This is a genomic window from Streptomyces regalis, from assembly GCF_001509475.1.
Classification (GTDB): domain Bacteria; phylum Actinomycetota; class Actinomycetes; order Streptomycetales; family Streptomycetaceae; genus Streptomyces; species Streptomyces regalis.
This window is the reverse complement of record NZ_LLZG01000363.1, coordinates 21,317-46,700: the sequence shown is the minus strand read 5'-3', so window position 1 is coordinate 46,700 and position 25,384 is coordinate 21,317. Positions and strand designations below refer to the sequence as shown.

The 25,384-nt window shown below is 69.3% G+C and carries 18 protein-coding genes and 3 tRNA genes; 8 read left to right on the top strand and 13 right to left on the bottom strand.

Going from position 1 to position 25,384, the window contains the following annotated elements:
* Positions 1-78: 78 nt before the first annotated feature.
* From ADL12_RS32935 to ADL12_RS32925, 3 genes are read right to left on the bottom strand one after another with little or no spacing between them, the layout of a single operon-like run.
* On the bottom strand, positions 79-645 hold the full coding sequence (locus ADL12_RS32935; RefSeq protein WP_062708821.1) for a hypothetical protein: 567 nt from the start codon (positions 643-645) through the stop codon (positions 79-81).
* 34 nt (positions 646-679) lie between these two features.
* Entirely contained in the window at positions 680-1,126 is a 447-nt protein-coding gene (locus ADL12_RS32930; RefSeq protein WP_341846388.1) for a hypothetical protein, read from the bottom strand.
* A gap of 58 nt (positions 1,127-1,184) precedes the next feature.
* Positions 1,185-1,733, bottom strand: a complete 549-nt coding sequence (locus tag ADL12_RS32925; RefSeq protein WP_062708814.1) for a hypothetical protein — start codon at positions 1,731-1,733, stop codon at positions 1,185-1,187.
* A 1,228-nt stretch (positions 1,734-2,961) separates the two neighbouring features.
* On the opposite strand from ADL12_RS32925, the gene ADL12_RS32920 reads away from it, so the two are divergent.
* Together ADL12_RS32920 and ADL12_RS57855 are read left to right on the top strand one after the other, a co-directional pair.
* A complete protein-coding gene (locus ADL12_RS32920) occupies positions 2,962-4,395 on the top strand; it encodes a glycoside hydrolase family 43 protein (protein ID WP_062708811.1) in 1,434 nt (477 codons plus the stop codon).
* Positions 4,396-4,560: 165 nt separating this feature from the next.
* Positions 4,561-7,584: an MGH1-like glycoside hydrolase domain-containing protein gene (locus ADL12_RS57855; RefSeq protein WP_062708808.1), complete on the top strand. Its 3,024-nt coding sequence runs from the start codon at positions 4,561-4,563 to the stop codon at positions 7,582-7,584.
* A gap of 142 nt (positions 7,585-7,726) precedes the next feature.
* Here the strand turns inward: ADL12_RS57855 and ADL12_RS32910 are convergent.
* From ADL12_RS32910 to ADL12_RS32900, 3 genes are all read right to left on the bottom strand, one after another.
* Positions 7,727-7,800 (bottom strand) — tRNA-Ile (locus ADL12_RS32910).
* A 179-nt stretch (positions 7,801-7,979) separates the two neighbouring features.
* Positions 7,980-8,052 (bottom strand) — tRNA-Asn (locus ADL12_RS32905).
* Positions 8,053-8,057: 5 nt separating this feature from the next.
* Positions 8,058-8,130, bottom strand: a tRNA-Asn gene (locus ADL12_RS32900).
* Between the two features lie 161 nt (positions 8,131-8,291).
* Between ADL12_RS32900 and ADL12_RS32895 the strand changes: the two genes are divergently transcribed.
* From ADL12_RS32895 to ADL12_RS32880, 4 genes are all read left to right on the top strand, one after another.
* On the top strand, positions 8,292-8,600 hold the full coding sequence (locus ADL12_RS32895) for a YtxH domain-containing protein (RefSeq protein ID WP_062708805.1): 309 nt from the start codon (positions 8,292-8,294) through the stop codon (positions 8,598-8,600).
* A gap of 175 nt (positions 8,601-8,775) precedes the next feature.
* Entirely contained in the window at positions 8,776-10,233 is a 1,458-nt protein-coding gene (locus tag ADL12_RS32890; protein ID WP_062708802.1) for a xylulokinase, read from the top strand.
* 161 nt (positions 10,234-10,394) lie between these two features.
* The gene (locus tag ADL12_RS32885) at positions 10,395-12,128 is read left to right on the top strand and encodes an ABC transporter ATP-binding protein (protein WP_062708800.1); all 1,734 of its coding nucleotides are present in this window, start codon (positions 10,395-10,397) and stop codon (positions 12,126-12,128) included.
* Positions 12,128-14,056, top strand: coding sequence for an ABC transporter ATP-binding protein (locus tag ADL12_RS32880; RefSeq protein WP_062708790.1), 1,929 nt, complete (start codon positions 12,128-12,130; stop codon positions 14,054-14,056). The genes ADL12_RS32885 and ADL12_RS32880 overlap by 1 nt, the downstream gene beginning before the upstream one ends.
* Positions 14,057-14,460: 404 nt before the next feature.
* Here ADL12_RS32880 and ADL12_RS32875 read toward each other — a convergent pair whose 3' ends face one another.
* The 6 genes from ADL12_RS32875 to ADL12_RS32850 all read right to left on the bottom strand — a co-directional run bounded on the left by ADL12_RS32875 (position 14,461) and on the right by ADL12_RS32850 (position 22,177).
* The gene (locus ADL12_RS32875; protein WP_062708787.1) at positions 14,461-15,768 is read right to left on the bottom strand and encodes an RNA polymerase sigma factor; all 1,308 of its coding nucleotides are present in this window, start codon (positions 15,766-15,768) and stop codon (positions 14,461-14,463) included.
* Positions 15,769-15,882: 114 nt separating this feature from the next.
* Positions 15,883-17,799: a DNA primase gene (dnaG, locus tag ADL12_RS32870; RefSeq protein ID WP_062708785.1), complete on the bottom strand. Its 1,917-nt coding sequence runs from the start codon at positions 17,797-17,799 to the stop codon at positions 15,883-15,885.
* Between the two features lie 123 nt (positions 17,800-17,922).
* The gene (locus tag ADL12_RS32865; protein ID WP_062708782.1) at positions 17,923-19,188 is read right to left on the bottom strand and encodes an NAD(P)/FAD-dependent oxidoreductase; all 1,266 of its coding nucleotides are present in this window, start codon (positions 19,186-19,188) and stop codon (positions 17,923-17,925) included.
* 175 nt (positions 19,189-19,363) lie between these two features.
* On the bottom strand, positions 19,364-20,662 hold the full coding sequence (locus ADL12_RS32860; protein WP_062708779.1) for a deoxyguanosinetriphosphate triphosphohydrolase: 1,299 nt from the start codon (positions 20,660-20,662) through the stop codon (positions 19,364-19,366).
* Between the two features lie 84 nt (positions 20,663-20,746).
* Positions 20,747-21,139: a nuclear transport factor 2 family protein gene (locus tag ADL12_RS32855; protein WP_062708776.1), complete on the bottom strand. Its 393-nt coding sequence runs from the start codon at positions 21,137-21,139 to the stop codon at positions 20,747-20,749.
* A gap of 150 nt (positions 21,140-21,289) precedes the next feature.
* Positions 21,290-22,177, bottom strand: a complete 888-nt coding sequence (locus tag ADL12_RS32850; RefSeq protein WP_062708774.1) for a sirohydrochlorin chelatase — start codon at positions 22,175-22,177, stop codon at positions 21,290-21,292.
* 223 nt (positions 22,178-22,400) lie between these two features.
* On the opposite strand from ADL12_RS32850, the gene ADL12_RS32845 reads away from it, so the two are divergent.
* On the top strand, positions 22,401-23,087 hold the full coding sequence (locus ADL12_RS32845) for a SanA/YdcF family protein (protein ID WP_062708771.1): 687 nt from the start codon (positions 22,401-22,403) through the stop codon (positions 23,085-23,087).
* A gap of 428 nt (positions 23,088-23,515) precedes the next feature.
* On the opposite strand, the gene ADL12_RS32840 is transcribed toward ADL12_RS32845, so the two are convergent.
* Positions 23,516-24,871 carry a cytochrome P450 gene (locus tag ADL12_RS32840; RefSeq protein ID WP_062708768.1) on the bottom strand — a complete coding sequence of 452 codons (1,356 nt, stop codon included), beginning with the start codon at positions 24,869-24,871 and terminating at the stop codon, positions 23,516-23,518.
* Between the two features lie 184 nt (positions 24,872-25,055).
* Here ADL12_RS32840 and ADL12_RS54375 point away from each other — a divergent pair, with 184 nt between their 5' ends.
* Positions 25,056-25,325 carry a hypothetical protein gene (locus ADL12_RS54375; RefSeq protein ID WP_208614670.1) on the top strand — a complete coding sequence of 90 codons (270 nt, stop codon included), beginning with the start codon at positions 25,056-25,058 and terminating at the stop codon, positions 25,323-25,325.
* The last annotated feature ends 59 nt before the right edge of the window (positions 25,326-25,384 follow it).

Genomic DNA, 25,384 nt, shown 5'->3' with positions numbered 1-25,384 from the left:
CAACAGCCGATCGCGGCACCTCTGATGGAGCAGATCGTTTTCATCCGTCCAGCCAACGGCGCATAAGGCCTCACGACCTCACGGGGAGTCGACGTCCTTGACCGAGGTCGGCCCCAACTGCTTGGCGCTGGCGTACTCCGGCATCGTCATGGGTTTGTCGAACAGGAAGAACGACTGGTTCGTGCCGACCGTGAACTCCATGTACGCATCCGTCGTGGCGTCGAAACCGTAGTAGGCGTTGCAGGTGGAACCCGACGTGTACGTGCCGTCCATGCCGGGCTGTTCGAGGACCGCGACGCCGTGGGAGGAGGACTCCGCCTTCTCTGTCGGAGTGAGCATCTTGCAGCGCGGCACCGGCAGGCCCTTCATGATGAAGTATCCGTACTCGCCGTTGGCGTTCTGGATGTAGACGTACGAGAGTTTGCCCCGCTTCCCCCACGTCTTGATCCACTGGTTGATCGCTTCACGGGTCGGCGAGTACTCCATTCGGCCCGCCGGCTGCTGGGCCACGAGGCGGTCGTAGTTCTCCTGCTTGGCCTTGTTCTCCTTGTCCTGGCTGGAGTCGGTGCAGGACGTCAGGGCAAGGCCCACAACGAGCGCGACGACAGTGGCCAGGGCCGTGCGCGCGAACTGGAACTTCTTCATGCGGTGCCGCCCTCTTCCCGGGATGAGATGGGGATCAGTTGGTGCACGTCGTGCGCTCGGCGGTGGCATCCAGCCGGGACGGCAGATCCTTGTCACGGAAGGGCGCGCGGTGCTCCTGGGCGGCCTTCGAGTTGTAGGCGTTGACCGACTCGATCCGCGTGGCCTTCAGCGCGGTGATCGACTGGTCGATCTGCGTCGTGCGAGTCCGCGAAGCGGTCTTCCGCTCCTCCCGGAGCGCCTGGATCGTCCCTTCGGCGTTCTGCACGGCCTCGCACAGACCGAAGAACTCCTCGTACGTGGTCTGACGGAACTCGCCCGAGCCGACGGTGTTCTCGCGCTTGTCCACCTCACCGCGGAACGGGGCGGTGATCCACCCCGCGCCGCCGAAGGCGAACACCCCGATCGCGTACAACACCGCCAGGCTGACGACCGCGCCGACAGCCCAGGCCCCTGACCTTGCCCCCGCGCGTACCTGCCCCATGGCCATTCCTCCTCGAAGGCGCATGCAAAAGCGTTGCTTCGGTTGACGCGTGCGACAGCTAGTGCTCCGCCGGGAAGAGCCGCAGCTTCGCGGTGTCCTCCACGATGGCGAGAACGGCGATCGACAGCTCGTTGACGGTGGAGGGCCCGCCCTGGTCGGGTCGCTGCCCGAGGAGGTTGGAGGTGAATCCGCTCGCGTCGACCGAGGTCAGGTCCACGCCCTCGGCACCGACGGTGCTCACCGTGAACGGTCCCGCCCGCAGGCGATCGGCGCGCGGGATCTCGGTGCCCTTCGTCACGACGACCGTGCAGCTTCCGTCCGCACAGGCCCGTAGCTCGGCCTGCGTCGACGGCTTCATCGGCTTCACCACGGTCGGCGACGGCGACGGCGACGAGGAGGGCTTCGTGGACGTGGGTGAGGCGGGCGACGGTTCGGCCGAACGCGACGGGGTGGCCGGCGCGGGTACCCCCGCGTCGTCGCCCGAGTCGGAGCCGCAGCCGGTCAGCGTGGCGGCGAGGGCCAGGAGGGCGCAGGATGTCCCCGCCGCGCCGCGCACCGCGGACAGCCTGCCCGCACGGCGGCGGGCCGATGTTTCCGATGTGGTCATGGGGCACGTTCTACAGGCGGGTGCCCGGGAGGGGTCCCGCGCGCCCGTCACCCGGTATCGGCCCTGTTCTCCCTCCGATTCGTGGCCGGGTGAGGAAGGTTGGAGAGCCTGCCGAGCTCTCAAGCCGCATCCGCAAGTGCTGGTGACACCGTCGCGGCCGTCGCCCAGCGGTCCGGACGCCGTGCATGGTGTACGCGTCGATGCCGGAATCACACCGGATCCGCGGCCCAGGCGGGGTCCCTCCCGCACGAGCGAAGCCGAGCTCGAACGCAGCGGCGGGGCCAGGACCAGGACTGTGTGCTGTCCCGGCCCCGCCGTGGTTCACCGCACCGTGAGGGCGGGGGTGTTGCCGGTCCGGCGGTGTGCCTAGGTCCCGATCGGGTTCCATCCGTCGGTGCCGGCCAGGTACTTCTCGGCAAGACGGCTGACAAGCCTCCAGGGCTGGTCAGGGAGCATGTCGACCCAGGGTTTGGCGCCGGCCGACGACACGGTGCTCCGCGAGGACCGGCCCGCTCGGCCATCTCATCGAGGTTCACGGGCACCGCAGGTTGGCACAGTGGACGGACTTCGCGGCCAGGTCGCCGGTGACGACCACGCGCTCGGGGTGTCAATACCTCTCGCACACCCTCCGAAACACATCGGAAACCTGAGGGCAACTGCCTTCCAGGTCCCGATCCAGGATGTCGGAGGTATTGACGCATCCCGCTTCCCACACCTAACGTCTGCCCGACTCTACGAACACTGTTCGATTTTTCGGACAACTCGCCCCGGTCGGACAGGGAATCGGCTGCGCAGAATTCCCCCAGCCAAGGACCGGGACGGCACACCGTAAGACGCAACGGCGGTCACCACCAGGAGGCGGAGACTTCGGTCGCCCGCCGGACATCGCCGTACCCCGAAGGCCTCTGGGCCTGAACAAGAGAGAGAAACAGAAGTCGCACGAAAACAGGACGCCGAAGCGGAAACAGGGTGAAGCGCCACCTCACGAGCGTCCGAAAGCCACAGAACGTCCTGCTCCACCAAGCCCACCCGCGCGCGGACCGGCCAACCGCACCGACTGCCCCCTACCACGACCGCCCCACCCAGGCGGCAACCGTGACTTCGCCGTTCCACATCGCGCGGTGCCCGGGTCTGTCCCGCCGACACCGAGACCGAGCCGCCCCCTCCACCACGCCACCGCACCCCTCTCCACCCGATGGTGGCCTCCTCAGAACTACAGGAGACGTACATGTCCGCGCTGCGCGCACGGCTGTCGGCGATATTGCTCGCCGCCTGCCTCCTCTTCACGGGTCAAGCCCTGACCACGCCACAGCAGGCCGCGGCCGCCGACCCCGGCTACCTGATGGTGCACTTCACCGGGGAGGGGTCGACCAATCAGCAGATGTACCTCTCGCACAGCACGGACGGTCTGCACTGGAACGACCTCAACGGCGGAGGGATGGTCCTGCGCTCCACGGTCGGTACGAAGGGGGTGCGCGACCCCGCGCTGGTGAGATCCCCCGACGGCAGTAAGTACTGGATCATCGCGACCGACCTGTGCATCGGCTGCGGGCAGTCGTGGGGCGACTCCATGTCCAACGGCAGCCGCAATCTGGTGGTGTGGGAGTCCACGGACCTGGTCACCTGGTCGAAGCCGTGGCTGCTCAACGTCGCCGGCGCGATCCCCGACGGCCGCAACGCCTGGGCGCCGGAGGCGATCTGGGACCCGGCCACCAACGACTACGTCCTGTACTGGGCGACGAACGCCACCCTCAACGGCGTGCTGAAGCACCGCATCTACGCCGCCCGCACCAGCGACTTCCGCACCATCACCACCCCGCAGCTCTACATCGACCGCCCCGGCACCCAGAACATCATCGACACCCAGATCATCGAGGTGCCCTCCGGCGTCGGCAACTACCGCTACGTACGGGCCTCCGGCGACGGGCAGATCACCCTTGAGGGCAGCAACTCGATCATGGGGACGTGGACCAGGATCGGCGACCTCTCCGGCATCGGCCTGACCGGCTCCATGGTCGAGGGCCCGATGTGGATGAAGTTCAACGGCACCAACAAATGGGGTCTCTACCTCGACCAGTACGCCAGCAACGGCGGTTACATGCCGGTCCTGACGACCGACCCGTCCAATCCCGCCGCCTACCAGAAGCAGGCGTCGGAAAGCTACAACATGGGCGGCACGAAGAAGCGCCACGGCTGGATCCTGAACATGACGGCCGCCGAGGAGAGCCGCGTGCTCGCACGCTATGCCAACACCGCGGCCCAGCGGCTCCAGTCGTTCAACTTCCAGGACCGGTACGTGCGGCACACCAACATGGACGTGCGCATCGACCCGAACGTCAGCCCCGCCGACGACTCCCGGTTCCGGCTGCGGCCCGGCCTGGCAGGCACCGGCACCGTCTCCTTCGAGTCGGTGAACTTCCCCGGCTACTTCCTGCGGCACTCCGCCTACGACTTCCAGCTCGCCTACAACGACGGCAGCAGCCAGTTCGCCCAGGACGCGACCTTCCGCCAGGTGGCCGGCCTCGCCGACTCAAGCTGGTCGTCCTTCCAGTCGTACAACTTCCCCGACCGCTACATACGCCACTACGCCTACGAACTCCGCCTCGACCCGATCACCACCACTGCGGCCCGCAGTGACGCCACCTTCCGCGTGACGAGCTGACCCGGGCAGAACCGGGGATGCCGACGCCTCCAGAGGGGCGTCGGCATCCTTGGCATCCGCCGCCGAACGTCTCCGCCGCCGGCCGCCATTACCGTTTCCCAGAATTTCGAACAACGTCCGGCATTTCGAATACGCCCGCGTGAGTGCCCAATGGAGGACACCTCAATGCGTTACCGGCCCAGATTCAGCAACCGCCTGGTGGTCGCGCTGTGCGGCTCGACGCTGTCCGCGACCCTGTTGGCGGGAGGGCCGGGGGCAACTCCCGCTCAAGCAGCCGACGACCCCAACGCCGTCGCGCTCGACAAGGACGCGATCCTTGCCGCCAACCAGCTCGACGAGCGGCAGTGGTACAAGGACAACATCCCGTTCGTCGACACCCCCGACAACGACATCGACGACGTCTACTACTACCGGTGGAGCACCTACAAGCGTGCGCTCCGCTACACCGTGCCGGGCACGGGTTACGTGTCGACCGAGTACGACGTGCCCATCGGCTACGCCGGGAACCCGTACACCGCCCTCTCGGACGCGGCCGGCTACCACCTGCTCGACGGGCGCTGGCTGCGCAACCGCGACTACGCCGGTGACTACCTGGATTTCTGGCTGCGCGGGGCGGGCAACTCGGGGGTGCGGAACTTCAGCGAGTGGATCACCAGCGCCGCGTACCAGCGCTACCTCGTCACCGGGGACGCCGCGCAGATCAAGTCCGCCCTGCCGCACCTCATCGCCCTGTACAAGCGGTGGGACTCCAACTTCAACACCGACGTCACGGTGAACGGCACCCAGTCGACCAGCGACCTGTACCACCAGACACCTCTGTCCGACGCCACGGAATACACCGAGACGTCGATGCACAGCAGCAACTGGTTCAGCGGTGGCCGCGGGTACCGGCCCACGATCAACGCGTACATGTTCGCCGCCGCCCAGGCGATCAGCAAGATCGCCACCATGAACGGCGACACCGCGACCGCGAACGAGTACGACGCCAAGGCCGCGCAACTGAAGGCCGCCGTCCAGAACTCGCTCTGGGACCCGCAGCGCAACTTCTTCATGCAGGTCTACAACACGGACAGCACCAACGGCACCCTGAAGCAGACCAGGACGACCTGGCGGGAGCTGATGGGCTACGCCCCCTGGGCGTTCAACCTGCCCGACGCGCAGTACGCCTCGGCGTGGAAGCACCTGACGGACTCGAAGCGGTTCAAGGCGCCGTTCGGGCCGACGACCCTGGAGCGGGTGCACGACTTCGAGGCCGAGCAGGCCGCCCGTAACCACGCGAACCTCTTCAGCTCGTCGACGGCCTCCAACGGCCAGTACATCGGGCAGATCGACTTCGACGACAGCTACGTCACGTTCACCGTGGACGCGCCCGGCGCCGGGACGTACCCGGTGACCGTGTACTACGCCAACGGCACCAGCGGCACGTCGACCCACAAGCTCATCGCCAACGACGACACCGCCAACCCGATCACCGTCAGCTACCCGTCCACCGGGGCCTGGGGCAGGTTCTCGGAGTCGCAGGCCGTCACCGTGCAGGTCCCGATGAAGGCCGGGGCCAACACGCTGAAGTTCGCCACGGGCACCAGCTTCGCCGAGCTCGACCGCATCACGGCGAACCCGTACTTCAACTACGAGGCGATCCCCGCCTCCCAGCAGCGCGACGACGCCAACTGCTGCCACTGGAACGGCCCGAGCTGGCCCTTCCAGACGAGCCAGGTCCTGACCGGCATGGCGAACCTGCTCCAGGACTACCCGGCACAGAGCTACGTCACCAAGCAGGACTACCAGACGATGCTGGCGCAGTTCGCCGACCTCCAGCACAAGGACGGCAAGCCCTACATCGCCGAGGCCGCCAACGGCGACACCGGTGAGTGGATCTACGACGGGTTCAACTTCAGCGAGAACTACAACCACTCCAGCTTCAACGACCTGGTCCTCACCGGCCTGCTCGGCATCAAGCCGCAGGCGAACAACACACTGGTGCTGAAGCCGCTGATCCCGTCCGGCTGGGACTGGTTCGCGGTGGAGAGCCTGCCGTACCACGGGCACACGTACGCGATCCGCTGGGACCGTGACGGCACGCACTACGGCAAGGGCAGCGGCCTGCAGATCTTCCAGGACGGCCAGCGCATCCACCAGTCCGCGACCGTCGGGAACACCACGGTGAACGTGGCCGCCCCGGTCACCCCGGCGCAGCCCGCGCGGATGATGAACGTGGCGGCCAACCCCCTGACCGCCGAGCAGGACTGGCTGGGCCGCACCATCACCCAGCCCTACCCGAAGGCCTTCGCCTCCTACACCAACACCGTCTCCAACGGCCCGCACTGCCACAGCGGCCAGACCTGCAAGCCCACCACGTTCGACGCCCCGCTACGGGCCACCGACGGCTGGATCCGCTACGACAAGATCCCCGACGACCGGTGGACCAACTCCGGCTCGCCGAACGCCACCGACCACCTCGGCGTCGACTTCGGCGCGCCACGGAAGATCAACGAGGTGAAGTTCTACACCTACGACGACGGCGCGGGCGTCCGCGCACCGGCGAGCTACACCGTCCAGTACCTCAAGGACGGGGCGTGGGTGAACGTCCCGAGCCAGACGAAGAGCCCGGCGACCCCGGTCGCCGACAACGCCAACGAGGTGACCTTCCCGACCATCACCACCTCCCAGTTCCGGGTGGTCTTCACCCCGCAGGCGGGCAAGTTCGTCGGCGTCACGGAGCTGGAGTCCTGGTATCCGGAGACACCGGTCGTGAAGATCGTCAACAAGAACAGCAACCTGGAGCTCGGTATCGCCGGCTCCTCGACCAACGCCGGTGGCGCCGCCCAGCAGCAGACGTCCGACAGCACGGCCAACCACTGGTGGAAGATCGTCCCCGCCGAGAACGGCTACTACAAGATCTTCAACACCAACAGCGGCCAGGTCCTCGGCATCAAGGACGCCTCCAAGACGGCGGGGGCGACAGCGTTGCAGTGGGGCGACACCCTCACCTCCGACCACCTGTGGTCGGTGGTGGACGCGGGCGGCGGCTACTGCAAGATCGTCAACAGGAACAGCGGCATGGTCCTGGGCATCCAGAACATGTCCACCGCATCCGGGGCCCCGGTCCTGCAGTGGGACGACAACGGCACCGCCGACCATCTGTGGCGCATCGTCACGGACGACGGATCCACACCGTTCAACTCCTGACCAGCCGTCCCCCGGCCGCGTGTCCCCTGCGTGTCCCCTGGATCTTGGTCTGAACGGATGAGCGGGGGTCACTGCCTTCGGGCGATGCCCCCGCTCTCACGTTTCCGCAGATAGAAACGGTTCTGCTCGCGTAGCGAGTGGGTGGGGCGGGTGGGACTCGAACCCACGGCCGACGGATTATGAGTCCGCTGCTCTAACCGGCTGAGCTACCGCCCCATAGCGGCGTGTCGCGTACATGTGTGCGCGCCGTCTGCCGCAGCATAGCCGCTCATACGATCTCCTGCTTCGTATGGTCGACTTCGCCTGCCCTCAAGGACTCCCCCGCGACCTGCACGGTTCCCGGGAGAAGAGGCCGGACATGAAAAAGGACCCCGACGGGGTCCTTGTTCAGCATGCTCCCCCGACTGGACTCGAACCAGTAACCTGCCGGTTAACAGCCGGCTGCTCTGCCAATTGAGCTACGGAGGACCGAGCTCCCCCGACTGGACTCGAACCAGTAACCTGCCGGTTAACAGCCGGCTGCTCTGCCAATTGAGCTACGGAGGAATGCCTCGTTGCATCGAACGTACCTACCTGGGTATTCGCCAGGGGGCGTGCGCTCGCTGCGACACATACATTAGCGCAAGCAGGGGGGTGCTCCGCCAATCGGTTCCCCCCGCCGGCGCCGACGCCGCACCAGGGACCTACGCAAGGGAAGGGTGGCCGCCATGCGCTACCGGCTCACGTTCGTCATCGGAGTCGCCGTCGGTTACGTGCTCGGCACACGCGCCGGACGCGAGCGCTACGAGCAGCTGAAGAAGACAGCCCGGGAGATCTCCCAGAACCCCGCCGTCCGCAACACCGCCGAGTCGGCCGCCCAGCAGGGCCGCCACTTCGCGGGCAAGGCGTACCACACGGTCAGTGAGAAGGTCAGCGACCGAGTCCCGGAGACGGTGGCCCAACGAGTCCGCTCCCTACGAGAGCGAAGCGCCCATAACGGAGGCGCAGAGGACGACTGGGGAACCAGTAATACGTAGCAGCACCTCTGGGCGCCGGGGGCTGCAACGCCGCCAAGGGGCGCGAGGCCGTGTCGACATGCGGCTCCGCCGCGCGGGCGCGACCAGCCACAACGCACCCGCACCCGAAACACACCCCGCACCCCCACGGCGCCCACGGCCCCAGCAAGCGCAGCGCCACGGCACAATTGGGGCCATGGGGATAGTCGCCGGGTTGGACAGTTCGCCCGATTTCACTCGCATCGTCGTCTGCGACACGGACACGGGCGCCGTGCTCAGGCAGGGGTACGCCCCGCATCCGGTGGAGTCGCCGGACGGCGGTGGCGCGCGCCCCTCCGACGTCGATCCGCAGGCCTGGCTGCTGTCCCTCGGTGAGGCGGCCGGCGGCGGGCTCCTCGAAGGTGTGCAGGCCATCGGTGTGTCGGCGCAGCAGAACGCGGTGGTCCCGCTCGACGCCCAGGGCAACACCGTGCGCCCCGCGATGGTCGGCGGCGACAAGCGGGCGCAGGTCGCGGCGGCCGATCTGATCGACGCGCTGGGCGGACGCGAGGCATGGGCGCAGGCCGTGGGGTGTGTGCCGCAGGCCGCGCAGCCGGTGACCAAACTGCGCTGGCTCGCCAAGACCGAACCCGAGCACGCCGTACGCGCCGCCGTCCTCATGCAGGCGCACGACTGGCTGGTGTGGCAGCTTCTCGGGCGGCCCGTGAGAAGGACCACAGACCGGGGCGGGGCTTCCGGCACCGGCTACTGGTCGGCGGCCACCGGCGCCTACCGTTCCGATCTCGTCGAGCTGGCGCTCGGTCATCAGGCGATGCTGCCCGAGGTGATCGGGCCGGCGGATGCGGCCGGTACGACCCCCGAGGGGCTCCTCATCTCCGCGGGGACGGGCGAGACCATGGCCGCCGCGTTCGGGCTCGGCATCGGGCTGGGGGACGCCGTCGTCTCGCTCGGTGCCTCCGGGTCCGTGATGGCCGTCCACCCCGAGGCGCTCGTCGACAACACCGGGATGATCACCTCCCTGGCCGACGCGACCGGCATGCACCTCCCGGTCGTCACCACCCTGAACGCCGTACGGACCCTGCGCGGCGTCGCCGAACTCCTCGGCGCGCCCGACCTGGAGAGCCTGTCCGACCTGGCGATGAAGTCGACGCCGGGGGCTCATGGGCTCGTCCTGCTGCCCTATCTGGAAGGTGAGCGGACGCCGAGTCTGCCGCACACCGCGGGCACGCTGGCCGGGCTGCGGCGGGAGTCGATGAAGCCGGAGCACCTGGCGCGGGCCGCGTTCGAGGGCATGCTGTGCGGGCTCGCGGACGCGCTCGACGTGCTGCGTGGCCGGGGTGTCGAGGTGCGGCGGATCTTCCTGCTCGGGGCGGCCGCCGAGCTGTCCGCCGTGCAGGCGGCGGCGCCCATGCTCTTCGGCGCGCAGGTCGTCGTACCGCAGCCCGCGGACTACGCGGCGATCGGCGCCGCCCGGCAGGCCGCATGGGCGCTCGGTGTGTCGCAGGGCTCGCTCGATCCGCGCACCCCGCCGGTCTGGCAGGGCGCGGCCGCGCAGGTCCTGGAACCCGGCGAGGAGCTGGCGGTGGGGCAGGCGGTGCGGCAGCAGTTCGTGTCGGTACGGGAGCAGACCCATCCCGGGGCGTTCCGGTCGTAGCGACGGCGTAGCGGAATGTAAGAGACCGGTAGGAGTCGCACCCGGAAGGCCGTACGGAGCCGCGCTGACGGCTTAATCGGTTGAGGTAACACCACCGGAGTGTTCGACGATAGGGGCCAAGGGCAACCAATCGCCCCGTCGTCGACTCCGAGAGAAGCAGCGTGCTCATACGACTTCTGCGGACCTACCTCAGGCCCTACCGAAAACCCATCACCTGGCTGGTGCTGCTGCAGCTCCTGCAGACCTGCGCCACCCTCTACCTGCCCACGCTGAACGCGGACATCATCGACACGGGCGTCGTCAACGGCGACACCGGCTACATCCTCTCCTACGGCGCCCTGATGATCGGCATCTCGCTGGCGCAGGTCGTGTGCAACATCGGTGCCGTGTACTACGGCGCGAGGACCGCCGCGGCGCTGGGCCGGGACGTGCGGGCGGCCGTCTTCGACCGGGTGCAGTCGTTCTCGGCGCGTGAGGTCGGGCACTTCGGCGCGCCCTCGCTGATCACCCGTACGACCAATGACGTCCAGCAGGTGCAGATGCTGGCGCTGATGACGTTCACGCTGATGGTGTCGGCGCCGATCATGTGCGTGGGCGGCATCGTGCTGGCCCTCGGTCTGGATGTGCCGCTGTCCGCGGTACTGGTCGCGGTCGTCCCCGTGCTCGGCATCAGTGTGACCTTGATCGTGCGGCGGCTGCGGCCACTGTTCCGGACCATGCAGGAGCGCCTCGACACGGTGAACCGGGTGCTGCGCGAGCAGATCACCGGCAACCGGGTGATCCGTGCCTTCGTGCGCGACGAGTACGAGCAGCAGCGCTTCAGGAAGTCCAATGCCGAGCTCACCGAGATGGCGATGGGCACCGGCAATCTGCTCGCGCTGATGTTCCCGATCGTCATGACGGTGGTGAACCTGTCGTCCATCGCGGTGGTCTGGTTCGGGGCCCATCGCATCGACAGCGGCGGTATGCAGATCGGTGACCTGACCGCGTTCCTCGCCTATCTCATGCAGATCGTGATGTCCGTGATGATGGCCACCTTCATGTTCATGATGGTGCCGCGCGCGGAGGTGTGCGCCGAGCGCATCCAGGAGGTCCTGGAGACGGAGTCGAGCGTCGTGCCGCCGAAGGCGCCGGTGCGGGAGCTGCGCCGGCACGGTCATCTGGAGATCCGGGGCGCCGGGTTCCGCTACCCGGGTGCCGAGGAGCCGGTGCTGAAGGCGATCGACCTGGTCGCGCTGCCGGGTGAGACGACGGCCGTGATCGGGTCGACCGGCAGCGGGAAGTCGACCCTGCTGGGGCTCGTCCCGCGGCTGTTCGACGCGACCGACGGACGGGTGCTGGTGGACGGGGAGGACGTGGCGAACGTCGAACCCCAGCTGCTGGCGAAGACCGTCGGCCTCGTACCGCAGAAGCCGTACCTGTTCGCCGGGACGGTGGCGACCAATCTCCGCTACGGCAATCCGGACGCCACGGACGAGGAGCTGTGGCACGCGCTGGAGGTGGCGCAGGCCAAGGAGTTCGTGGAGCGGCTGGAGGGCGGGCTCGACGCGCCCGTCGCGCAGGGCGGCACGAACGTGTCGGGCGGTCAGCGCCAGCGCCTCGCCATCGCGCGGACGCTGGTCCAGCGCCCGGAGATCTACCTCTTCGACGACTCCTTCTCCGCCCTCGACTACGCGACGGACGCGGCGCTGCGTACGGCGCTCGCCCGCGAGACCTCCGAGGCGACCGTCGTCATCGTCGCCCAGCGCGTGGCGACCATCCGGGACGCGGACCGGATCGTCGTGCTCGACGAGGGGCGGGTCGTCGGCACGGGCCGGCACCACGAGCTGATGGCGGACAACGAGACGTACCGGGAGATCGTGCTCTCCCAGCTGACGGAAGCGGAGGCTGCCTGATGGCCGGGCCGATGGGGCGGATGATGACCGGCGGCGGCCCCGATCAGCACTCGCTGGACTTCAAGGTGTCGGGCGGGCGGCTGGTCGCCCGGTTCAAGCCCGAACGCCTCACCCTCTACGCGCTGCTGTTCTGCGTGGTCGTGAGCGTGGGCCTGTCGGTCGCCGGGCCGAAGATCCTCGGTGAGGCCACCGACCTGGTCTTCGCGGGCATCGTCGGGCGGCAGTTCGAGCCCGGGATGACCAAGGAGCAGGTCCTCGCGGCCATGCGGGAGCGCGGCGACGGCCAGATCGCCGACATGCTGCACAGCACCGACTTCACGCCGGGGCAGGGCATCGACTTCAGTGCCGTCGGGAATGTCCTGCTGTTCGCGCTCGCCGTGTTCGTCGTCGCCGGTCTGCTGATGGCGGTGGCGACGCGGCTGGTGAACCGGGCCGTCAACCGGACCATGTACCGGATGCGCGAGGACGTCCAGGCGAAGCTGTCGCGGCTGCCGCTGTCGTACTTCGACAAGCGCCAGCGCGGCGAGGTGCTGTCCCGCGCGACCAACGACATCGACAACATCGGGCAGACACTGCAGCAGTCGATGGGCCAGCTCATCAACTCGGTGCTCACCATCATCGGTGTGCTGGCGATGATGTTCTGGGTGTCGTGGCTGCTGGCGCTGGTCGCGCTGGTGACCGTGCCGCTGTCGTTCGTGGTCGCCACGCGGGTCGGCAAGCGGTCGCAGCCGCACTTCGTGCAGCAGTGGCGGTCGACCGGCAAGCTCAACGCGCACGTCGAGGAGATGTACACCGGGCACACTCTGGTGAAGGTGTTCGGGCGGCAGGAGGAGTCGGCCAAGCAGTTCGCCGAGCAGAACGAGGCGCTGTACGAGGCCGGGTTCAAGGCGCAGTTCAACAGCGGGATCATGCAGCCGCTGATGCTGTTCGTGTCGAACATCAACTACGTGCTGGTGGCGGTGGTCGGCGGTCTGCGCGTCGCGTCGGGCTCGCTGTCGATCGGTGATGTGCAGGCCTTCATCCAGTACTCGCGCCAGTTCTCGATGCCGCTGACGCAGGTCGCGTCGATGGCGAACCTCGTGCAGTCGGGTGTCGCGTCCGCCGAGCGGATCTTCGAGCTCCTGGACGCGGAGGAGCAGGAGGCGGATCCCGTACCCGGGGTGCGGCCGGAGGAGCTGCGCGGGCGGGTCGCACTGGAGGGGGTGTCCTTCCGGTACGACCCCGAGAAGCCGCTGATCGAGGACCTGTCGCTGACGGTGGAGCCCGGGCACACGGTCGCGATCGTCGGGCCCACGGGCGCCGGCAAGACGACTCTTGTCAACCTGCTGATGCGGTTCTACGACGTCTCGTCCGGGCGCATCGCCCTCGACGGGGTCGACATCGCGCGGATGTCCCGGGACGAACTGCGGGCCGGGATCGGGATGGTGCTGCAGGACACGTGGCTGTTCGGCGGCACGATCGCGGAGAACATCGCGTACGGGGCCTCGCGGAAGGTGACCCGGGGTGAGATCGAGGAGGCTGCGCGGGCCGCCCACGCCGACCGGTTCATCCGTACGCTGCCCGACGGGTACGACACGGTGATCGACGACGAGGGGTCGGGGGTCAGCGCGGGTGAGAAGCAGCTGATCACGATCGCGCGGGCGTTCCTGTCGGACCCGGTGATCCTGGTCCTCGACGAGGCGACCTCGTCGGTCGACACCCGTACCGAGGTGCTGATCCAGAAGGCGATGGCCAAGCTGGCGCACGGGCGTACGTCGTTCGTCATCGCACACCGGCTGTCGACCATCCGGGACGCGGACACGATCCTCGTCATGGAGAACGGGTCGATCGTGGAACAGGGCGCCCACGGGGAGCTGTTGGCGGCCGACGGGGCTTATGCGCGGTTGTACAAGGCGCAGTTCGCGCAGGCGGTGGCCGAGGTCGACTGACGCCGTGGCTGAGGCCGGGTGGGTGCACTCGCCCGCGTTGGCGGGCCGCCGCCGCGCCCACCCGTGCCGCCCCAGCGGCACGACTGCCCGCAGCTACGGCGGGCGTACAGAGCCGACTGCACGGGTGGGCCCCACCCAACCCACACGACTGCCCACAACGACAGCGGACGCACCGAACCAACCGCACGGGTGGGCCCCACCCAACCCACACGACTGCCCACAACGACAGCGGACGCACCGAACCAACCGCACGAACGCGCCCCACCCAACCCACACGACTGCCCACAACGACAGCGGACGCACCGAACCGACTGCAGCTGGGCCCGCCTAAGGGGCGCGGGGCTGTATCTATGTGCGGCTCCGCCGTGTGGGCGCGGTCAGCCTCCAACGGCCCGCGGACCGCGTCAGTCCAGATAGCCCCTCAGCTGGTCCGCAAATGCGTGGTCCCGCAGCTTGTTGAGGGTCTTCGACTCGATCTGGCGGATCCGTTCCCGGGTCACGCCGAAGATGCGGCCTATCTCCTCCAGCGTGCGGGGGCGGCCGTCCGCCAGGCCGTACCTCAGTTGTACGACCTTCCGCTCCCGCTCCCCCAGGGTCGACAGGACCGCTTCCAGGTGTTCCCGCAGGAGCAGGAACGCCGCCGACTCGACCGGCGATGTCGCGTCGCCGTCCTCGATCAGGTCGCCCAGCGCGACGTCGTCCTCCTCGCCCACCGGGGCGTGCAGGGACACCGGTTCCTGGGCCAGGCGCAGCACCTCGCTGACGCGCTCGGGCAGCAGGTCGAGGTGGGCGGCCACCTCTTCCGGCGTGGGTTCGTAGCCGCGTTCCTGCAGCATGCGGCGCTGGACGCGGACGACCCGGTTGATCAACTCGACGACGTGGACCGGCACCCGGATGGTGCGGGCCTGGTCGGCGAGGGCGCGGGACATGGCCTGGCGGATCCACCAGGTGGCGTACGTCGAGAACTTGTAGCCGCGGGCGTAGTCGAACTTCTCGACGGCCCTGATCAGGCCCAGGTTTCCCTCCTGGACGAGGTCGAGCATGGTGAGCCCGCGGCCGACGTAGCGTTTGGCGACGGAGACCACCAGGCGCAGGTTCGCCTCGATCAGGCGGCGCTTGGCCATCCGGCCCATGACGACCAGTCGGTCCAGGTCGAGGGCGAGCCGGCTCTCCAGATCGGGGGTGCTGCTCAGCTTCTCCTCGGCGAACAGGCCGGCCTCGACGCGGCGGGCGAGTTCGACCTCCTCGGCCGCGGTGAGCAGGGGGATGCGGCCGATCTCCCGCAGGTACTGGCGGAACAGGTCGGAGGAGGGACCGCTGTTGTCGGCGCGGGCGCGGGCCGGCAGCGGTGCTTCGACCGGCTCGGCGGCGTCGGTGGCGTCCAGGGCCTCTGCGGGCGGTTCCGCAGGTTCCGGCTCCGCCTCGGGGTGGTGCGCGACACGGCTCTGCGGCGGCACCGCGACGAGAACGTCGGCCTCCGCGTCCGGCTCAGTGCTGTCAGTGCCGGTGGCGGCAGCGACGTCGGTCTCGATGAGGGTCTGGGTCTGCACGGGGGCGACCTCCAGGATGATCGCTGCCGAGGCATACGGCAGCGCTGCTTCGAGGGCGGAGTCGGCGGCCTCGCCGCTGTCCGTCCCGTACGCGATGAGCGGAACCGCGGGGGTGTGGGACCCGTGAGGAACGGATCGGCCGCGCTCCGAGGACTCAGGCACCGGAACCCAGTGTGGAGTACGACACATCGCCGCCACGAGGGGCGTGCGAGGACTTTTTGAGTCCGGTGCGTGACCGGGCGGTTACCCAGCCGTACGCAAATCCCCGTGTATCCGTCAGAGCGCCGCCGCGCCCTGCCCCCGCAATGCCTGGTCGTACTGCTGCAACACCCACAGTTCGTTCTGTACGGCGGCCAGTTGGGCCGGGTCGCCGCCCGCGCCCAGGCGGGTCAGCTGGCTCTGGACGTCGCGGACGCGGCGTTCCACGGCGCGGCGGCGGACCGTCACGAGTTGGTCGCCGGCGTAGTTCTCGTCGACCGTCCTGCGCATGATCGCCTCGACCGCCAGCTCCGTGACCATCGCGCGGACCTGGTCGTCGGGGGCCGCCTCGCGGACGCGGACCAGGTACTCCTGCGCGTCCTGGATGCCGTACTCCGCGCCTCCCGCGTCCATGATCGCCTGGCGTACGGCGGCGTAGGGCGCGGCGGTGAACTCGTCGACGCCGTACGCGTCGAACGCCGGGGAGACCAACTCGGGCCGCTGGAGGGCGAGTTTGAGCAGTTCGCGTTCGGTGGCGTAGACGGGGTTGCGCAGGGTCAGGGCCGGGCCGGACGTGCGGGGGCCGGGTGCGGCGTCGTAGTGCTGCTGCGGGTTGCGGGACCCCGGGCCGGACGTCGGCGCCTGTCCTCTGCCGCCCCGGTCCCGCGCCCACCGCGCCAGCTGTGCCACCCGCTTGACCACGAACTGCGTGTCGAGGATGCCGAGCATGCCTGCGAGCTGGACGGCCACCTCGTGCTGGGCGCCGCTGTTCTTGATGCGGGCGACGATCGGCCCCGCCTCGTCCAGCGCCGCCGCGCGGCCCGCCGGGGTGTCGAGGTCGTAGCGCAGGACGATCTGGCGCAGCGCGAACTCGAAGAGCGGGGTGCGCGGTTCGGCCAGGTCGGCGACCGCCTCGTCGCCCTTCGACAAACGCAACTCGCAGGGGTCCATGCCGTCCGGCGCGATCGCGATGTACGTCTCGGCGGCGAACTTCTGGTCGTCCTCGAAGGCGCGCAGGGCCGCCTTCTGGCCGGCCGCGTCGCCGTCGAAGGTGAAGATGACACGGGCCGAGCCGTTGTCCATCAGCAGCCGGCGGAGGATTCGGATGTGCTCGCCGCCGAAGGCCGTACCGCAGGTGGCGATGGCGGTGGTGACGCCGGCGAGGTGGCAGGCCATGACGTCCGTGTAACCCTCGACGACGACGGCCCGGCTGGCCTTGGCGATGTGCTGCTTCGCGAGGTCGATGCCGTAGAGGACCTGGGACTTCTTGTAGATCGCCGTGTCGGGGGTGTTGAGGTACTTGGGCCCGTTGTCGGCCTCGTACAGCTTGCGCGCGCCGAAGCCGACCACGTCGCCGCCGATGTCGCGGATCGGCCACATCAGACGGCCCCGGAAGCGGTCGATCGGGCCACGGCGACCCTCCTGCGCGAGCCCGGACAGGAGGATCTCCTTGTCGCTGAAGCCCTTGCCTCGGAGGTAGCGGGTGAGGTGGTCCCAGCCCTGGGGGCTGTAGCCGACGCCGAAGTGGACGGCGGCGGCCTGGTCGAAGCCGCGCTCGGCGAGGAAGATCCGGCCGGTGTCGGCCTCGGGGCTGGTCGCCAGCTGCTCGGCGTACCAGTCGGCGGCGATCTTGTGGGCCTCGACCAGGCGGATGCGCTCGCCGCGCTGGTGGGAGGGGTTGTACCCGCCCTCCTCGTAACGCAGCGTGATGCCGGCCTGGGCGGCGAGGCGCTCGACCGCCTCGGAGAAGGAGAGGTGGTCGACCTTCATCACGAACGTGATGGTGTCGCCGCCCTCCTGGCAGCCGAAGCAGTGGAAGAGCCCCTTGCTGGGGCTGACCTGGAAGGACGGCGACTTCTCGTCATGGAAGGGGCACAGCCCCTTGAGGTTCCCGCCGCCCGCGCCGCGCAGCTGGAGGTACTCGGACACCACGGCGTCGATCGGGACCGCGTCCCGAACCGCCTTCACGTCCTCGTCGTTGATCCGTCCAGCCACGCGTGAATTCTACGGGGGCGCACTGACACATCTGGGGCGAGCTTTACGCCCCAGGGGCGCGGGGAACGGCGCGACCAGCCACATACGACCCGCACCCGCGACACGACCGAACCCGGCAGACGACTAGGCGATCAGGCTCTCAAGCCCGACGTGTGGGTCCGCCAGTGCCTCCGTGTTGACCTCTGCCCGCGAGCGAATCAGCCGCTGGATCGGCTCTGTGACGTCCCACACATTCACGTTCATCCCGGCCAGCACCCGCCCCGCCTTCACCCAGAACGCAATGAACTCCCGCTTCCCGGCGTCCCCGCGGATCACCACTTCGTCGTACGACCCCGGCGGCGCCCACCCGCTGTACTCCATCCCCAAGTCGTACTGATCGGAGAAGAAATAGGGCACCCGGTCGTAGGTGATGTCCCGCCCCAGCATCGCCCGCGCCGCCGCCGGGCCGCCGTTCAGCGCGTTGGCCCAGTGCTCCACGCGCAGCCGGGTGTCGAAGAGGGCGTGCGGGAAGGAGGCGACGTCGCCGGCCGCGTAGATGTCGGGGTCAAAAGTGCGGAGGTGTTCGTCCACGACCACGCCGCCGCCGTGCGCACGGTCGGCGATCTCGAGTCCCGCCGCTTCCGCCAACCCCGTACGGGGAGCGGCGCCGATCGCCGCGAGGACGTCGTGCGCGGGGTGCTCCTCGCCGTCGTCCGTGCGCGCGGCCAGCACCATGCCGTCCTGGCCGACGATCTCCGTCAGCCGCCGGCCGAAGTGGAAGCGCACCCCGCGCTCGCGATGCAGCTCGGCGAAGACAGCGCCCAGCTCGGGGCCCAGCACGCCGTGCAGCGGGGTCGGCTCCGGCTCGACGACGGTGACCTCGGCGCCGTACTCGCGGGCCGCCGCCGCGACCTCCAGGCCGATCCAGCCCGCGCCCGCGATCACGATGTGCCCGTTGTCCCGGCCGAGCGAGGCGAGGACGCCCTTGAGGCGCTCGGCGTGCGCGAGGCGGCGCAGGTGGTGGACGCCGGCCAGGTCCGTGCCGGGGATGTCCAGGCGGCGGGGTTCGGCGCCGGTGGCCAGCAGGAGCTTGTCGTAGTGGACGACCGTGCCGTCCTCGCCGAACCGCACCGTCTTCGCCGTACGGTCGATCGCGTCGACGGTCTGGCCCAGGTGCAGCTCGATGTCATTGCGCGCGTACCAGGCGGGCTCGTGCACGAAAACGCTGTCGCGCTCCTCCTTGCCGAGGAGGTAGCCCTTGGACAGGGGCGGGCGCTCGTACGGGTGGTCGCGCTCGTCGCAGATCAGTATCACCCGCCCGGTGAAGCGCTCCGCGCGGAGCGTCTCGGCCGCCTTCGCGCCGGCGAGCCCGCCTCCGACGATGACGAATGTCTGATCCGCGTCGACCACTTGATGCCTCCTCGTAAGGGTGCCGCCACACGAGCGTCCCGCACGCAGCGTGATGCGGGAAGAGGGGGTGACCCGATCAGGCCACGCAGGGTCACTTTCGAGTGCCCGTTCGCCCCATGTGTCTCACCGGTCGCACGCCCGGCCGCGTCGGCGACGCCCTCGGGAAGGGTGCTCTCTACGCCCTCTGGGTGAGCCGTGCGTGCAGTGAACGTGCCGACGCGTCCGTCAGGGACGCGATCTGGTCGACGATCACGCGCTTGCGGGCGCGGTCGTCGGCGGCCGCGTCGAACAGGGCCCGGAACTGCGGGTCCAGCCCGTCGGGCGCGCGGGCGGTGAGGGCCTCGGCCAGTTCGGCGACCACGATCCGCTGGTCGGCACGGAGCCGCTCCTGCTCGGCGCGCTGCATCACATAGCGGTCGGCGACTGCCTTGAGGACCGCGCACTCCAGGCGGGTCGCGTGCGGTACGACGAGTTCGGCGCCGTAGCGGGTGAGCCGGCCGCTGCCGTACGCCGCGCGCGTGGCGCTCTCGGCGGCCAGGCAGAAACGGCCGATGAGCTGGCTCGTGGCGTCCTTGAGGCGGGCCTGGGCGACGGCCGAACCGTCGTAGCCGTGCGGCCACCACGGTTCTTCCTGGAGCCGGTCGAGGGCGGCGGCGAGTTCGGCCGGGTCGGTGTCGGCGGGGACGTACCGTCCGACGGCGACGGCGAAGACCGCCTGGCGTTCCGGCTCGGCGTGCAGGCAGTTGGGGTCGATGTGGCCGGCGTGCAGGCCGTCCTCGACGTCGTGCACCGAGTACGCCACGTCGTCGGACCAGTCCATGACCTGGGCCTCGAAGGTGGTGCGGGAGCCGGGGGCGTCCTTGCGGACCCAGTCGAAGACGGGGCGGTCGTCCTCGTAGACGCCGAACTTCGTGGAGGCCGGGTCGGTGGGGTGGGCGCCGCGGGGCCAGGGGTACTTCGTGGCGGCGTCGAGGGTGGCTCGGGTGAGGTTGAGGCCTACCGAGCCCTCCGGGGTGAACCGTTTGGGTTCGATGCGGGTGAGGAGTCTCAGGGACTGGGCGTTGCCCTCGAAGCCGCCGCAGTCCTCGGCGAATTCGTTCAGCGCGACTTCGCCGTTGTGGCCGAAGGGGGGGTGGCCGAGGTCGTGGGAGAGGCAGGCGGCTTCGACGAGGTCAGGGTCGCAGCCGAGGGCTGCGCCCAGCTCTCGGCCGACCTGGGCGCACTCCAAGGAGTGAGTGAGGCGGGTGCGGGGGCTTGGGTCCCAGGCGTGGCTGTGCGTACCCGGTGTGACGACCTGGGTCTTGCCGGCGAGCCTTCGCAGAGCTGCGGAGTGCAGGACGCGGGCGCGGTCGCGTTGGAAGGCGGTGCGGCCTGGGCGTTTGTCGGGTTCGGGGGCCCAGCGTTCGACCGACGCCGGGTCGTAGCCGGGCGGTGGGATGTGGTTTTCGTGGGGGTGTGCCGCGGTTCCTTCCATGTCTCGACAGTAAAGGCAGGGTCTGACAAATGGGGGTGAGTGAATGCGCCTGTTCATCTGCCGGTTTGTCGCGTGACCGGACCGCTATGACCAGAAGTCGTCGTACGCCACCGGGTCGGTCGTCACCACCCAGCCCTCGGTGATCCGGCCGGCGTCGATGTGCAGGACGAGGGCGTAGTCCAGGTCGAGCACTCGGCCCTCGCGTGACGCCGTGACATGGAGCAGGGCGACCGTGTGGTCGTCGTCGGCGAGGACGTCGTGGAGCTCCGGGCGGTAGGTGCCGCCCGTCAGCTGGAACTCGCGACTGAACAGGGCGAACGTGTCGTCACGCCCTCGGTGGTCGCCCGCCAGGCGGTTCCTGCCCCCGATGTGCCACACCACGTCGGGATGGAAGACCTCGGCCAACGCGTCCATGTCGCCCGCCGCGAAGGCGGTCATGGCGCGCTGGAAGACGGCGACGTTCGGATGGTCGGGCATCAGTGCCTCCCTCGGCCTCCTTACGAACGTAAGTCGGCCGACGGACCGGGACGCGCCGTCGTTACGCCGTCCGGTCGAGGCCGGGAGCGGCGCAGACCCTCCAGGGCCTGTCTGACCATTCCCGTCGCGGGCCCCGCGGCGTCATGGGACCTAGGCCGATGCCAGTTCGGGTGTCGTGGTGGCCGGGGTCGCCAGGGTCTGGTCGTAGCGCTGGAGCACCAGCTTCGCCATCGCGGGGTGCGTGCCCAAGGGCGCCGATGCGATCCAGGGCGCCGCCTGCGCGCACTCCGTCGCGAAACGGCCGGGGGCCGTGAAGTAGGAGGACACTGCCACCCTTGTGCGGCCTCGGGCGGCCAGGGCTCGGATGGCGTCCGAGACGGTCGGGGCCGCCGTCGTCGCGTACGCCGGGACCACCGGGACGCCCAGGCGGTCGGCGAGGAGCTGGGCCGTGCGGGAGGTGTCCACCTTCGACTCGGGGTCACGGGAGCCCGCCGCCGCCAGGACCACCGCGCTCTTGCGGCGGGTGGCCTCGTCCATGGGGGTGCGCCAGCCGGCCTCGACGAGACGGGAGTACAGGGCCTCCACCAGCAGCGGGTGCGGGCCGAGTGCGCCGGCCACGCGCGCGTGCACCTCCGACTCGGCGGCCATCTCGGGGATGTCCCGCTTGATGTGGTAGCCGCGGCTGAGGAGGAGCGGGACGAGGATCGCCTCGCGGCCGGCGAGGGAGGCGAGGGTGTCCGGGAGCAGGGGCTCGTTCAGCTCGATGTGGCCGAGGTGGACCGGCAGGCCGGGGCGCAGCTCGCGGACCTTGCCGAGGAGCGCGCGCACGGTGCTCAGGGCGCGCGGGTCGCGGCTGCCGTGGGCCACGACGACGAGCGCGGGCGGCTGCGGACGCCGCCTGCCGTCGAGCGAGACGAGGCTGAGCTGGCTGGCGAGCTGGCTGCTGATCCGGTTCATGATGTGCGCCGTACTGTCGAGGTGGGCCCCCGGGCCGGGGAGGGTCGTGGACTCGTCGTGAAGAGGGTTCGACGCCGTCATGAACCGATGGTGGCGGCGGGAGGTTGCCTCCCCGTTGCGCCTGAATAACGGGTCTTTACACCGGGTTCACGGTGGGGTGCCAGGGGTGTGTGAGGGGGTGTGACCTGCGCATTCGAGGGGCGGAGTGAACCTGGTCACGTCGGTGGCGGTGAACCGCGGAGGCTGACAGGACGTCCCTGACTGTCGAGAACAGGCGGTCAGCCGACCGGGGAAGGACCATGAGATGCGCCGACCGAAGCTGCCCCGACCACGACTGCCGCGCACCCGTGCGGGGCAGCGGCGGCTGGTGCAGGCCGTGATGTCCGGGTGCGTGCTGGCGCTGCTTCCGGCCACCTGGATGTACGTCGTGACCGGTGACCGGCTGCGCACGACGGCCGACGTGCCGCGCACCGACGTCGCCGTCGTCTTCGGCGCCGGTCTGTGGGAGGGCGAGCCGTCGCCGTACCTCGCGCACCGGCTCGACGCGGCGGCCGAGCTGTACCGCGCGGGCCGTATCGAGGTCGTCCTCGTCACCGGCGACAACAGCCGCGAGGACTACGACGAGCCCGACGCCATGCGCACGTATCTGACCAGGCATGGCGTGCCCGACTCCCGCATCGTCAGCGACTACGCCGGCTTCGACACCTGGGACTCCTGCGTCCGCGCCAAGAAGATCTTCGGCGTCGACGAGGCGGTGCTGATCAGCCAGGGCTTCCACATCCGGCGAGCGGTCGCACTGTGCCAGGAGGCGGGGGTGGCCTCGTACGGCGTCGGGGTCGAGGCCAAGCACGATGCGACCTGGTACTACGGCGGCACCCGGGAGATCTTCGCGGCGGGCAAGGCGGCCCTGGACGCCGTCTTCGAACCGGACCCCCGGTTCCTCGGGCGAAAGGAACCCGGGGTGACCCAGGCGCTCACCGCGGAACGGTAGGGGTGCGTGGGCTGCTTTGTGCGGCTGTGCGGCGAGCACGTCGGCGGGCTTGAAGGTCGACTTTGCGGACGCCCCTGCGGGACTCGTTGAGTGCCAGGGAGATGGTTTCGATCACGAGCTGCGCCCAGGTGAACGATGCCGCCGACGAGCCGGCCACCACCGGGGTCGCACCCGAGCGCGTGTCGGCCCTGCTCGACGGCGCGGGCCCGGAGCGCGACAACTCGAAGGCGGCCGCGCAGAAGCGCATCGTGCGCCGCCTCGCAGACGGTCCACCACCTCTTCGAGAACGAGCAGATGACGAGCCCGGAGAACATCGCCGCCATCGAGCGGTTCTTCGGTGTCCGACCGGGCTTTTGCACCTTCACCGAGAGCGAGGCCGGAGCGCCTGAGGAGCGCCTCCCGTTCGGAAGACGCTCCCTGACCGGCGATCATCCGTTCCGGGGGCGGACCGTCATCTGCAGAGTGCGGGGCCGTACGGTGGTCCGCGCCACGAGTTGGACCACCTGTCCTTCGGCGAGTTCCAGTCGTACCGTCCGCAGGATCGTCGCGACCGCCGTGATCATTTCGGCGAGGGCCAAGCGGTCTCCCATGCACTTGTGCTTGCCCTCCCCGAAGGGCAGGAACGCGCCCGGCCGGGGCTCCTGGGCATCGTCCTGCCACCGTTCCGGATCGAAGGTGAGCGGGTCGGGGTAGAGCTCGGGATCGCGGTGCAGGGCGTGCTGGCAGTAGGCCAGCTCGGTGTCGGCGGGAAGGGTCCACTCGCCGAGCCGGGTCTCGGTGATCGTGCGGCGAGTGACGAGCCAACCGGGGTGGTGCAGCCTCAGGGTCTCGGTGATCACCCGGTTCAGGTAAGGCAGACGGGTCAGGTCGTCGAAGGCGACCGGCCGATCGCCGACGACCTCCTCCAGCTCGGCCAGGACGCGGGCCTCGATCTCCGGGTGGCGGGCGAGTTCGTACAGGATCCAGGACAGCACCAGAGCGGTGGTCTCGGTGCCGGCGATGGCCAGGGTGAGGATCTCGGAACAGATCTGATCCCCGGTCAGCGGCCGGCCGGTCTCCTCGTCGACGGCGCGCAGCAGCATGGACAGCATGTCCCCGGTGCCGTGCCCGGAGGCCTGCAGGTCCTCGACGGCGCTGTTGATGGTGGCGCGTATGGCGGCTCGGGCCCGGTCGAAGCGGCGGTTGAAGGGAAGCGGCAGGCGCTCGACCCAGTCGGGCAGCATGACGCGGGCGCCGATGCCGTTCATCACCACCGACAGGTCGCTGCGCAACTGACGGAAGGTGACCTCGTCGAGGCTGCCCGAGAACACGGTCTTCGTGAGCATGTTGAGGCTGAGCTGGACCATCACCTCGCGGACGTCGAGCGTCTCGCCGGGCTTCCAGGCGGCGACGGCGGCCGTCACCTCGGCGCGCATGATGTCGATGTAGCGGGTGATCTCGGTGTGGGCGAAGGCCGGCTGGAGCTGGCGGCGCTTGCGTACGTGCGTGCGGCCGACGGCGGTGACCACGCTGTCGCCCAGCAGCTGGCCCATCTTGTCGTAGAGCCGTCCCTTGTCGAGGCTCGGTCCGAGAGCCTTCAGCATCTGGTGGATCAGGGTCGGATCCTGCACCACCACGGTCCGCGTCCCGGGGTGCAGAACGATCTCGATCAGAGGTTCCCCCGTCTCTCGCAGCGAGGCGATGAAACCGAGGTTGTCGCGCATCTTCAGAGCGTGACCAATGAGCGGAAACGATCCTGCAGCCCGAGGTATGGGGGGAGGCGCAGTCGACGTGGTCACGGTCATCCTTTCGCGGCGGTCTGAGGCGCCCCTATTACTTCCCTGACCTTTCCCCAACGGAACGTGTCCTGCGCCACGCGTGAGGGACAAGTAGTGATACGACCGTGTGGGCGGCGATCTTCACCTGGCGGTCGCGTTCCCGGGCGGGCGGAGTCTGGACGAGGGGTGCGCGGGGAGCGTCGGGCGGCCGGTGTCCCAGCCGGCGTGCGAGGTCACGGCGGGCACGGGCGTGCCGGACGGTCGCCGCGGCTTCGAGCGCTTCGAGGTCGAAGCCGACTGCGTCCCGTTGAGCCTGGGTGCCGTCCAGGATCTCGGTGACGAGGTCCGTCAGGGCGGAGCGGTTCCACCAGGCCATCGGCGGCCGCTCGGGGTTGTATCCGGTGTCGCCCCTGACCGTTTCCAGACCGTAGCCGGCGACCAGGGCGCTGGAGCTGCCGGCGACCAGAACGAACGCGGGTGATCGCCGCGAGTGTGGCCGCCGGTCGTGCGCACCGCCGGCCGCACCGCACGGCGAAATCC

Excerpts from the sequence above, each read along its gene's own strand:
- ADL12_RS32935 (WP_062708821.1), bottom strand. The coding sequence starts at position 645 with ATGAAGAAGTTCCAGTTCGCGCGCACGGCCCTGGCCACTGTCGTCGCG.
- ADL12_RS32850 (WP_062708774.1), bottom strand. The coding sequence starts at position 22,177 with ATGACGGCGTCGAACCCTCTTCACGACGAGTCCACGACCCTCCCCGGC.
- ADL12_RS32840 (WP_062708768.1), bottom strand. The coding sequence starts at position 24,871 with ATGACCGTGACCACGTCGACTGCGCCTCCCCCCATACCTCGGGCTGCA.
- ADL12_RS57855 (WP_062708808.1), top strand. The coding sequence starts at position 4,561 with ATGCGTTACCGGCCCAGATTCAGCAACCGCCTGGTGGTCGCGCTGTGC.
- ADL12_RS32920 (WP_062708811.1), top strand. The coding sequence starts at position 2,962 with ATGTCCGCGCTGCGCGCACGGCTGTCGGCGATATTGCTCGCCGCCTGC.
- ADL12_RS32845 (WP_062708771.1), top strand. The coding sequence starts at position 22,401 with ATGCGCCGACCGAAGCTGCCCCGACCACGACTGCCGCGCACCCGTGCG.
- ADL12_RS32925 (WP_062708814.1), bottom strand. The coding sequence starts at position 1,733 with ATGACCACATCGGAAACATCGGCCCGCCGCCGTGCGGGCAGGCTGTCC.
- ADL12_RS32855 (WP_062708776.1), bottom strand. The coding sequence starts at position 21,139 with ATGCCCGACCATCCGAACGTCGCCGTCTTCCAGCGCGCCATGACCGCC.
- ADL12_RS32895 (WP_062708805.1), top strand. The coding sequence starts at position 8,292 with ATGCGCTACCGGCTCACGTTCGTCATCGGAGTCGCCGTCGGTTACGTG.
- ADL12_RS32880 (WP_062708790.1), top strand. The coding sequence starts at position 12,128 with ATGGCCGGGCCGATGGGGCGGATGATGACCGGCGGCGGCCCCGATCAG.
- ADL12_RS32890 (WP_062708802.1), top strand. The coding sequence starts at position 8,776 with ATGGGGATAGTCGCCGGGTTGGACAGTTCGCCCGATTTCACTCGCATC.
- ADL12_RS32930 (WP_341846388.1), bottom strand. The coding sequence starts at position 1,126 with ATGGGGCAGGTACGCGCGGGGGCAAGGTCAGGGGCCTGGGCTGTCGGC.
- ADL12_RS32860 (WP_062708779.1), bottom strand. The coding sequence starts at position 20,662 with ATGGAAGGAACCGCGGCACACCCCCACGAAAACCACATCCCACCGCCC.